The 10214-nt window shown below is 72.3% G+C and carries 12 protein-coding genes; 3 read left to right on the forward strand and 9 right to left on the reverse strand.

Going from position 1 to position 10214, the window contains the following annotated elements:
* Positions 1–34 precede the first annotated feature (34 nt).
* The 3 genes from QJ852_07740 to deoC are packed head-to-tail and all read right to left on the reverse strand — an operon-like array spanning position 35 to position 3344.
* Positions 35–913, reverse strand: coding sequence for an aldehyde dehydrogenase family protein (locus tag QJ852_07740; GenBank protein WGX98329.1), 879 nt, complete (start codon positions 911–913; stop codon positions 35–37).
* Positions 913–2349 (reverse strand): aldehyde dehydrogenase family protein, encoded by a 1437-nt coding sequence (locus QJ852_07745; GenBank protein WGX98330.1) that lies wholly within the window; start codon positions 2347–2349, stop codon positions 913–915. The genes QJ852_07740 and QJ852_07745 overlap by 1 nt, the downstream gene beginning before the upstream one ends.
* Before the next feature lie 11 nt (positions 2350–2360).
* Positions 2361–3344, reverse strand: coding sequence for a deoxyribose-phosphate aldolase (deoC, locus tag QJ852_07750; protein ID WGX98331.1), 984 nt, complete (start codon positions 3342–3344; stop codon positions 2361–2363).
* 23 nt (positions 3345–3367) lie between these two features.
* Here deoC and QJ852_07755 point away from each other — a divergent pair, with 23 nt between their 5' ends.
* Both QJ852_07755 and QJ852_07760 read left to right on the forward strand, forming a co-directional pair.
* Positions 3368–3946, forward strand: coding sequence for a hypothetical protein (locus tag QJ852_07755; GenBank protein ID WGX98332.1), 579 nt, complete (start codon positions 3368–3370; stop codon positions 3944–3946).
* Between the two features lie 30 nt (positions 3947–3976).
* The gene (locus QJ852_07760; GenBank protein ID WGX98333.1) at positions 3977–4543 is read left to right on the forward strand and encodes an FKBP-type peptidyl-prolyl cis-trans isomerase; all 567 of its coding nucleotides are present in this window, start codon (positions 3977–3979) and stop codon (positions 4541–4543) included.
* Between the two features lie 12 nt (positions 4544–4555).
* Here QJ852_07760 and QJ852_07765 read toward each other — a convergent pair whose 3' ends face one another.
* From QJ852_07765 to QJ852_07775, 3 genes are read right to left on the reverse strand one after another with little or no spacing between them, the layout of a single operon-like run.
* Complete coding sequence (locus QJ852_07765; protein ID WGX98334.1) at positions 4556–6235, reverse strand: phospho-sugar mutase; 1680 nt, start codon at positions 6233–6235, stop codon at positions 4556–4558.
* Between the two features lie 19 nt (positions 6236–6254).
* Positions 6255–7256, reverse strand: coding sequence for an aldo/keto reductase (locus tag QJ852_07770; protein WGX98335.1), 1002 nt, complete (start codon positions 7254–7256; stop codon positions 6255–6257).
* A 43-nt stretch (positions 7257–7299) separates the two neighbouring features.
* Positions 7300–7689, reverse strand: coding sequence for a MerR family transcriptional regulator (locus QJ852_07775; protein ID WGX98336.1), 390 nt, complete (start codon positions 7687–7689; stop codon positions 7300–7302).
* 32 nt (positions 7690–7721) lie between these two features.
* On the opposite strand from QJ852_07775, the gene QJ852_07780 reads away from it, so the two are divergent.
* The gene (locus tag QJ852_07780) at positions 7722–8159 is read left to right on the forward strand and encodes a polyketide cyclase (GenBank protein WGX98337.1); all 438 of its coding nucleotides are present in this window, start codon (positions 7722–7724) and stop codon (positions 8157–8159) included.
* Between the two features lie 43 nt (positions 8160–8202).
* Here the strand turns inward: QJ852_07780 and QJ852_07785 are convergent, their stop codons facing one another.
* From QJ852_07785 to QJ852_07795, 3 genes are all read right to left on the reverse strand, one after another.
* The gene (locus QJ852_07785) at positions 8203–8778 is read right to left on the reverse strand and encodes a VanZ family protein (protein WGX98338.1); all 576 of its coding nucleotides are present in this window, start codon (positions 8776–8778) and stop codon (positions 8203–8205) included.
* A 57-nt stretch (positions 8779–8835) separates the two neighbouring features.
* Positions 8836–9510, reverse strand: coding sequence for a biliverdin-producing heme oxygenase (locus tag QJ852_07790; GenBank protein WGX98339.1), 675 nt, complete (start codon positions 9508–9510; stop codon positions 8836–8838).
* A gap of 137 nt (positions 9511–9647) precedes the next feature.
* Positions 9648–10214, reverse strand: a complete 567-nt coding sequence (locus QJ852_07795; protein ID WGX98340.1) for a TetR/AcrR family transcriptional regulator — start codon at positions 10212–10214, stop codon at positions 9648–9650.

The following is a 10214-nucleotide window of genomic DNA, read 5'->3' on the forward strand; positions in this document are numbered from 1 at the left end:
GAAGTCACCGGTCGCCATCGGTGCGCGCGCCGGCTCAGATCCCGATCGGGTGCCACACCGTCTTGTGCTCGACGAAGGCGGTCATGGGGGACAGGCCGGGCTCGACCGACCAGTCCGGCTCGGCATCCGGCGCGCGGCGTACCCGCTTGAGGTTGTCGGCCGCCGCGACCTCCAGGGAGGTCGCCAGCTCGCCGGATCCGTCGGCGCCGGCGATCCCGCACAGGTCGATCGCGTTGACATCCATGTGCGATGCCAGCCACGGTCCCAGCACCGCCGCGTCGCCGGTGAGGATGTTGACGACACCGCCGGGCACGTCGGAGGTGGCGAGCACCTCGGCGAAGGTGACCGCGGGCAGTGGGCGTGCGAAGGACGAGACGACCACCGCGACATTGCCGGTCACGACGACGGGCGCCACCACGGACACCAGGCCCAGCAGGGAGGACGACTGCGGCGCGAGCACGCCCACGACGCCGGTGGGCTCGGGCGCGGTGTGGTTGAAGAACGGGCCGGCGACAGGGTTGGCGTTCCCGATCACCTGGGCGAGCTTGTCGGCCCAGCCGGCGTACCAGACGAGGCGGTCGACGGCGGCGTCGACCTGGCCCCGAGCGGCGACAGCGGTGCCACCCTCGGACTGCTTGACCGCCTCCTCGAACTGCGGGCGGCGGTCCTCCATGACCTCCGCGATCCGGTACAGGATCTGGCCGCGGTTGTAGGCCGTCCGCGCCGCCCAGGGACCGAAGGCCTTGCGAGCCGCGACGACGGCGTCGCGGACGTCCTTGCGCGAGGCGAGGGCGGCGTTGGCCACGAACTTCCCCTTGCTGTCGGCGACCTCGTAGGAGTGGCCCGACTCCGAGCGCGGGAAGGCGCCGCCGATGTAGAGCTTGTAGGTCTTGCGCACGTCGATCCGAGCCATCAGGCCTCGGCCCCCTTCAGGTAGGCGGCGAGGCCCTGGCGCCCGCCCTCGCGGCCGTAGCCGGACTCCTTGTAGCCGCCGAACGGGCTGGCCGGGTCGAACTTGTTGAACGTGTTGGCCCACACCACGCCGGCCCGCAGCTGTGAGGCCATGTGTAGGATCCGGGAGCCCTTCTCGGTCCACACCCCCGCCGAGAGGCCGTACGGCGTGTTGTTGGCCTTCTCCACGGCCTCGGCGGGCGTGCGGAAGGTCAGCACCGACAGCACCGGGCCGAAGACCTCCTCGCGGGCGATCCGGTGGGCCTGGGTGACGCCGGTGAAGATCGTCGGCGGGAACCAGAAGCCGGAGGCGGGCAGGTCGCACTCCGGCGCCCAGCGCTCGGCGCCCTCGGCCTCACCGACGGCGGAGAGCTCGCGGATCCGGTCGAGCTGCTCGCGGGAGTTGATGGCTCCGATGTCGGTGTTCTTGTCGAGCGGGTCGCCGACGCGCAGCGTGCCCATCCGGCGCTTGAGCCGGGCGAGCACCTCGTCGGCCACCGACTCCTGCACCAGCAGGCGCGACCCGGCGCAGCAGACGTGGCCCTGGTTGAAGAAGATGCCGCCGACGATGCCCTCGACCGCCTGGTCGATGGGGGCGTCGTCGAAGACGATATTGGCGGCCTTGCCGCCCAGCTCGAGCGTGGCCTTCTTGTCCGTGCCCGCGATGGCGCGGGCGATGGCCTTGCCGACCGCGGTGGAGCCGGTGAACGCGACCTTGTCGACGTCGGGGTGGGACACGACGGCCTGGCCGGTGCCGCCCGCGCCCGTCACGATGTTGACGACACCGGGCGGCAGGTCGGCCTGCTGGCAGATCTCCGCGAACAGCAGCGCGGTCAGCGGCGTGGTCTCGGCGGGCTTGAGGACGACCGTGTTGCCGCAGGCCAGCGCCGGGGCGACCTTCCACGCCAGCATGAGCAGCGGGAAGTTCCACGGGATCACCTGGCCGGCGACACCGAGGGGCTGGGGGTTCGGTCCGAGGCCGGCGTACTCCAGCTTGTCGGCCCACCCGGCGTAGTAGAAGAAGTGCGCGGCGACGACCGGGACGTCGACGTCGCGGCTCTCCTTGATCGGCTTGCCGTTGTCGATCGACTCGAGGACGGCGAGCTCACGCCCGCGCTCCTGGATGATCCGGGCGATCCGGAAGAGGTACTTCGCCCGCTCCCGGCCCGACATCCGCGACCACCCGCGGAACGCGCGCCGGGCCGCCTTCACCGCGAGATCGACGTCGGCGTCGGACGCCTCCGCGACCTCGGCGAGGGTCTCCTCGGTGGCCGGGTTGACCGTCTTGAACGACGAGCCGCGCCCGTCGACGAACTCGCCGTCGATGAACAGTCCGTAGGAGGGCTTGATGTCGACGATGCTCCGCGACTCGGGAGCCGGTGCGTATTCGAAGGCCATGTCGTGACCCCTCAGTCCAGGGTGAAGTAGTCGGGACCGCTGTAGCGGCCGGTGGTCATCTTCGTGCGCTGCATCAGCAGGTCGTTGAGCAGCGTCGAGGCGCCGAAGCGGAACCAGTCCGGGTCGAGCCAGTCGTCGCCGGCGATCTCGTTGACCATGACGAGGTACTTGATCGCGTCCTTGGCGGTGCGGATGCCGCCGGCCGGCTTGACGCCGATCTGGACGCCGGTCGCCTCACGGAAGTCGCGCACCGCCTCGAGCATCACCAGCGTGACCGGCAGGGTCGCCGCCGGCTGCACCTTGCCGGTCGAGGTCTTGATGAAGTCGGCGCCGGCCAGCATCGCCAGCCAGGACGCGCGGCGCACGTTGTCGTAGGTCTGCAGCTCGCCGGTCTCGAAGATCACCTTGAGGTGGGCGTGGGACCCGTCGGGACGGGCGCAGGCCTCGCGGGTCGCGACGATCTCCTCGAAGACCTGGAGGTAGCGCCCGGCGAGGAACGCGCCCCGATCGATCACCATGTCGATCTCGTCGGCCCCGTTGGCGACGGCGTCGCGGGTGTCGGCGAGCTTGACGTCCATCGACGCCCGGCCGCTCGGGAACGCGGTGGCGACCGCGGCGACGTTGACCGCGGACCCGACGATCGCCTTCACCTCGCCGACCAGGTCGCCGTAGACGCACACGGCCGCGACGGAGGGGCAGCTCGGGTCGGCCGGGTCGGGCCGCAGCGCCTTGTTGGCCAGGGCCCGCACCTTGCCGGGGGTGTCCTGGCCCTCCAGGGTCGTCAGGTCGACCATCCGGATCGCGAGGTCGAGCGCCCACGCCTTGGCGGTCGTCTTGATCGAGCGGGTCCCGAGCCCGGCGGCGCGGGCCTCGGCACCGACCTGGTCGACGCCGGGCAGGCCGTGCAGGAACCGGCGCAGCGAGGCCTCACCGGCGGTCACCTCGGAGTACGCCGCGAGTCCCGGAGCGGGATCGGTGGGGGCGGTGGTCGACATCTGCCCAGCATAGGGTTGGGAGCGTGCAGAACGAAGGTGTCGAGAAGGCCGAGCGCTACAGCTCGGGCGGCCTGACCGTCGGTGTGATCGGTCTGGTGCTGGTGGTGGTCGCGATCGGCTACGGGCTGCTCGATCCGGAGGCGGGCTTCGCGCCGTGGGCCTACCCGTTCTGCCTGCTGCTCGGCGTGCTGATCTGGGTGATCCTGATCCGGCCCGCGCTGCGGCTGCACCACGACGAGCTGGAGCTGCGCAACGCCCTGCACACCCGTTGGGTCCCGTTCGCGCTGATCACGTCGGTGGAGATCGGCCAGGTGACCGTCGTCCAGGTCGGCGAGACGCGGTACGTCGGCAGCGGCTTCGGCCGCAGCCGCCGGACGATCCGCCGCGACGAGTCCGCCGCCGACGACGCGCCCCTGGAGAAGCGGTCCACGGCGTGGCTGATCGAGGACAAGCTGCGCCGGCGGATGGTGGCCGGGCAGGATCTGGCCGCGCGCACGGGCCTGGACGGGGCGCGCGAGGTCCGGCACGCCTGGGCCTGGCCCGAGATCGGCGCCCTCGTCGTCCTCCTCGTCGCGACGGTCGTGCTGGCCCTCGTCGGCTGACCCTTTCGGACGGTTCGTAGGCTGCACGGCATGCAGACCCCAGCCCGGCTCGTCGCCGCCGCCGTCGTGTCCCTGTCCGTGCTCGCCACCAGCGCGTGCGGCGACTCGGGAGAGGACAAGGCATCCGACTCCTCGTCGGCCGCCCCGACGAGCGACGCTCCGACCTCGGACGCTCCGGTCGCGGGCGAGGAGTGCACCGTCGACGACATCGCGGTCGAGGGCGAGTTCGGCAGCGCGCCGACGATCACCGTCCCCGACGACTGCACGCCGCCGAGCACCCTGCTCTCCAAGGACCTCGTGACCGGCAGCGGCCCGGCCGCGGAGGCCGGGGACACGGTCGAGACCAACTACCACCTGGTGACCTGGTCCGACAAGCAGGTCCTCGACAGCTCCTTCGAGCGTGGTCAGACCTTCCCGCTGGAGGACCTCGGCAACGCCCCGGTCATCGACGGCTGGAACCAGGGCCTGATCGGCATCCAGCAGGGCACCCGCCGCCTGCTCGTCGTCCCGCCGGACCTGGGCTACGGCCAGGGCGGTCAGGGCATCGAGCCGAACGAGACGCTGGTGTTCGTGGTCGACGCCGTCTCCGTCAGCTGACGGGGACGACGCTCAGATCCCCGCGGCCGCCGCGATGTCGGCGCGCAGTGCGGTGAGCCGGGTGGCGGCCTCGGCGCGCGCGACGGCGACGTCCCCGCCGAGGACGGGGACGACCACCTCGAGATAGCACTTGAGCTTGGGCTCGGTGCCGCTCGGCCGGACGACGACCCGGCTGCCGTCCTCGGTGCGATAGCGCAGGCCGTCGGTGGGCGGCAGGTCGGCGGAGCCGGCGCTCAGGTCGTCGGCGGCGCTGACCGCTGATCCGCCCAGGGTCGCGGGCGGGGTGCCGCGCAGCCGCTCCATGGCGGCGGCGATCTCGCCGAGGTCGGTGACCCGGACCGAGAGCTGGTCGGTCGCGTGCAGCCCGTGGGCGACGGCGATGTCGTCGAGCAGGTCGAGCAGGCTCCGACCCGCGGCCTTCGCCTCGGCCGCGACCTCGCACAGCAGCAGCGCGGCGGAGACGCCGTCCTTGTCGGAGACATGTGCCGGGTCGACGCAGTAGCCGAGGGCCTCCTCGTAGCCGAAGACCAGCTCGGGCAGCCGGCCGATCCACTTGAACCCGGTGAGCGTCTCGGCGTACCGCTGACCCGCCGCGCGCGCCATCGTGCCGAGCAGTGAGGACGACACGATCGAGGTGGCGTAGACGCCGGAGCGCCCGGCACGGAGCAGGTGGTCGGCCAGCAGCGCGCCGACCTCGTCGCCGCGCAGCATCCGCCAGCCGCCCTCCGTCGCCGCGTCGGGTACGGCGGCCGCGCACCGGTCGGCGTCGGGGTCGTTGGCGATCACGAGGTCGGCCCCGGTGCGCCGGGCGAGCGCGACCGCCCGGTCGATCGCCCCCGGCTCCTCGGGGTTCGGGAAGGCGACGGTCGGGAAGTCCGGGTCCGGCTCCTCCTGCTCGGCCACCACCTGCGGCGCGGCGAAGCCGGCGTTCTCCAGCACCGTCGGCAGCGCGCCGCCGCCGACGCCGTGCAGCGGCGTGTAGACGATCGTGAGGTCCCGCGGGCCGTCGCCGGCGATCGCGGCGACGGTGTCGAGGTAGGCGTCGACGATGCCGTCGTCGAGGACCCGACCGCCGGTGGTCTCCAGCGGCGGGCGTGGCACGGACTCGAGACTGCCGACGGCCGCGATCCGTGCCGCGATCTCGCTGTCCGCCGGCGGCACGATCTGGCTGCCGTCGCCGAGGTAGACCTTGTAGCCGTTGTCCTGCGGCGGGTTGTGGCTCGCGGTGACCATCACGCCGGCCGCGCAGCCGAGCTCCCGGATCGCGAACGCCAGCAGCGGCGTCGGCAGCGGCCGGGGGAGCAGCAGCGGCTTGAGGCCGGCGCCCGCCATCACCTCGGCGGTGTCCCGCGCGAACACGTCGGAGTTGTGGCGGGCGTCGTACCCGATGACGACGGGGGTGCCGGCGGCGGTCCCCGTGTCGCGGAGGTACGCCGCCAGCCCGGCCGCCGCCCGGATCACGACGATCCGGTTCATCCGGTTGGGACCGGCACCGAGGGCCCCGCGCAGGCCTGCCGTACCGAACTCGAGGGTGCCGCGGAAGCGGTCGGCGAGGTCGGCGCGCGCGCCCGCGTCGCCCGCCTCGACCGTGGCGATCACCCGGACGAGCTCGTCGCGGGTCTGCGGGTCGGGATCCTCGGCGAGCCAGGACTGGGCCCGGGCGAGCAGGACGTCGGTGTCAGGCGTGGTCACCGGCCCACGGTAGCGGGGCTCAGCCGTTGACCGTGCTCATGTCGCCGTACCGCTCGCCGGCGACGGCGTCGCGCGGGACCGCGGTGGTCAGGGCGGCGAGGTCGTCGGAGCTCAGGGTGACCGCGCGGGCGTCGGCGTTCTCCTCGAGATAGGCGACCCGCTTGGTGCCGGGGATCGGCGCCACATCCTCGCCCTGCGCGAGGACCCAGGCCAGCGCCAGCTGACCGGGCGTGCAGCCGTGCTGGTCGGCGAGCGCGCGGACCCGATCGACCAGCGACAGGTTGGTGGCGAGATTGTCGCCCTGGAACCGCGGGAAGTAGCCCGTCGCGCGGCTGTCGGTCGACTCCCAGCCCTGCGCGCCGACCGTGCCGGTCAGGATCCCGCGGCCCAGCGGCGAGTAGGCGACCAGGCCGATGCCGAGCTCGCGCAGGGTCGGCAGGATCTCGTCCTCGAGGTCCCTGCTGAACAGGGAGTACTCGGTCTGCAGTGCGGTGATCGGGTGCACCGCGTGCGCGCGGCGGATGGTCTCGGCCGAGGCCTCCGACAGCCCGAGGTGGCGCACCTTGCCGGTCTCCACGAGCTCCTTCATGGCGCCGACGGTCTCCTCGATCGGAACGTCGGGGTCGACGCGGTGCTGGTAATAGAGGTCGATGTGGTCGACGCCCAGCCGCTGGAGCGAGGCGTCGCAGGCGGAGCGGACGTACTCGGGGCGGCCGTTGATGCCGCGCCGGGTGCCGTCGGGATCGCGCTGGACGCCGAACTTCGTCGCCAGCTGGATCTCGTCGCGGCGGTGCGGGCCGGAGGCGATGGCCTTGCCGACGAGCTGTTCGTTGGTGAAGGGGCCGTACATGTCGGCGGTGTCGAGGAAGGTCACCCCGAGCTCGAGGGCGCGGTGGATGGTCGCGATGCCGCCGGCCTCGTCGGGGGTGCCGTAGAAGTCGGACATGCCCATGCAGCCGAGGCCGAGGGCGGAGACGGTCAGCGGGGACGTCGTACCGAGGGTGCGGGTCGGGTTCGTCATGTCCTCATCGAAGACCCTGGAGTGCGCTCCAGGTCAAGTCCGGTCAGGCGATCCGCTCCAGCTGGGCCAGCCGGTCCTCGTAGATCCCGATCTTGTACTCGATCGCGCCGAGATGCGCGGTCACCTCGCTCAGCTGGCGCAGCACCTCCTCACGGTGGGCCTGCAGCAGGGCCAGCCGCTCCGGCTCGTTGCCCTCGCCGGCGCGCACCAGCTCGGCGTAGCGGCGCACGTCGCGGATCGGCATGCCCGTCGAGCGCAGCCGGGTCACCAGCTCGATCCAGCGCAGGTCCGTGATCTCGTAGCGCCGGTGACCGCTGGCGTCGCGGGGGACCGGGCGCAGCAGCAGCCCGTCCTTCTCGTAGTAGCGCAGCGTGTCGGCGGTGAGGCCCAGGGCGGCGGCCGCGTCGGCGATGGTCTGTCCGGTGCTCGGCATGCCCCCAGTGTTGCTCGGGGCATGATGGAGCGGTGCGCCGGTCGTTCGCCTTCTCCGACGCCTGGGTGGTCGACGCCCCGCTCGGCGCGGTCGCGGCGACGCTGGTCGATCTCGAGCACTACCCCTGCTGGTGGCCGCAGGTGCGGGCCGTCGCGCGGCTCGGCCCCGACACCGCGTGGGTGTGCTGTCGGTCCACCTTGCCGTTCGCGCTCGACCTGGTGCTCGACGCCGTCTCGCGCACCCCGCCGGTCGTCGAGGTGGCGATCGGCGGCGACCTCGACGGGTTCGCGCGGTTCACGCTGACCGCCGCCGGCCGGGGCACCCGGCTGGACTTCGCGCAGGAGGTGTCGGTCCGCGGCACGCTCGCCCTGGCGTCGTACGTCGCCCGGCCGCTGATGCTGTGGAACCACGGTCGGATGATGGCCGGCTGCCGTGCCGGGCTGGCGGTGGCCCTCACCGAGCGGGCGTGATCGACAGCGATCCGATCAACCTGCTTGATCGGATCGCTGTCGATCAGTCGAGACGGGCGGACCGTTTGCGCTGCCGGTGTCGCCAGGGGCGCAGGGCCAGCACCAGGACGACGCCGACGGCGGCGCCGAACACCGCCCCGGTCGTGTTGTCGATGATGTCGGTGACGTCGCAGGCCCGGTCGATCCGGGCGAGCTCGAGCTGGGTGGCCTCGATCAGCGCGGAGTAGCCGGCCAGCCCCACCAGGCCGAGGGGGCCGAGCAGCCAGCCCGCCCGCCAGCGGGCGACGGCGAGGACCAGGAAGGTCCCGGAGGGTACGAACAGTGCGGTGTTGAGCGTGCGCTGGCCGGACTCGAAGATCCAGAAGCCGTCGGGCGCCGGACCGCCGATGTCCCAGGAGCAGGTCGTCAGTCGGCCTTCGGCGGGGACGATGCCGGTGTCCGCCGACGTCGGCACCAGGGTGACCAGGGCGATCACCGCGACGGACCAGAGGAGGCCCGCGATCGCGACCGCCGACACCCAGCCGAGCGGGCGGACCAGGACCAGGGCGAGGAGCCCGCAGCCGAGTGCCGCGACCCCGATCCCGAGCAGCATGACCCCGGTGCCCCCGAACCCCACCATGGGGCCAGAGGCTAGCCAGGTCCGCCCAACGGCGCGAAGCGGCCGGTCGGAGTGGGGTCAGGCGGCGCGGTAGCGCTCGATCTGCCCGCCGAGCTCGTCGAACAGCGCCTGGTTGAGGCTGAAGACCGCGCGCACCTCGTCGACGATCCGGGTGACCTCCTCGGGGGTGAGGTCGAGGGCGTCGAGGCGGGCGCGGTAGGCGTCCTTGTAGGGCTTCGGCTTCGGGATCTCGGCGAACTCGTAGAAGCTCACGCCGGTGTCCTCGGGCAGGTCGAAGGTGCGCTGCAGCACCCGGCCGATCACCTGGCCGCCGGAGAGGTCGCCGAGGTAGCGCGTGTAGTGGTGTGCGAGCAGCAGCCCGCCCCAGGCGCCGGCGGAGCGGATCCGCTCGACGTACGCCGTCGCGGCGGGGGAGTCCACCTGCGCGGGGTCGACACCGGGGGCCCAGTGGGCGAGGTCGGCGTCGATCGCGGCGAGCCGGTCGAGCGCGGAGTCGTGGACGGCGGCGACGATCGCGTCGGCGCGGTGCTCGGCGACGACCTCCTCCAGTGCGGCGTAGACGCGGCGCAGCCGGAGCAGGAGGTCGGCGTACGCCTCCGCGGTGAGCTTGCCCTCGAGCAGCTCGGCCATGAACGTCGAGCCCTCGGCCGCCTGGTGCTCGGCGCGTGAGCCCTCGCGCATGGCGGTCGACAGGGTCAGGTCCTCGTCACGGACGGTGGTGGCGACGGACATGGCGGCAGCTCCTCGGGAGGTGGCGGTGACAACTTACTGACTAAGTGTCAGGAAGATGGGGGCCGCCTGTCAATACGTGGCGCCGACTTTTCCTTAGGTCTGCCTAACTTTCATGCTGCGGGCGCGGACGGAGCGTGTCAACCCATGTGGCCGAGGCCGCGGAGCACGAACTCCTCGACGGCGGCGACGGGCAGCTGACGGGTCGCCAGCGCGGCGTGCAGGAGGGAGATGGCGGACTTGCGGTCCGAGACCCGGAACGCGCCCTCGGCGATGCCCTGGTCGAGGATCTCCTCGAGGACCTCCTCGACCGCGGCGACATGGTCGTGGATCTTCTCCATCGCCTCCTCGGAGAGCAGGTGGTAGAGGATCCCGCCCATCCCGGTGTGGAACTGCTGGCCGGCCTGCAGCTGATGGCGCAGGTAGACCCGGATCTTGGCGACCGGGTCGGGGACCAGGTCCAGATCACGGCGCAGGTCGGCGAGGTAGTGCTGGGTCTCCTCCGTCGCGAAGGCCACCACCACCGCCTCCTTGTCGCGGAAGTGGTGGTAGATCGCGGTCCGGCCGAGGTCGGCCCGGGCGGCGATCTGCGCCATGGTGATCGCGTCGAAGCTGCGCTCGTCCATGAGCGTCGCGAAGGCGTCGAAGATCTTGCGCCGCACCAGGTCGCGGTGGGCGGGAACGGTCTCTGCGGCGATCTTCGGCAC

Origin of the sequence: Nocardioides sp. L-11A (assembly GCA_029961745.1) — a bacterium.
In the GTDB taxonomy this organism is placed as follows: Bacteria; Actinomycetota; Actinomycetes; order Propionibacteriales; family Nocardioidaceae; genus Nocardioides.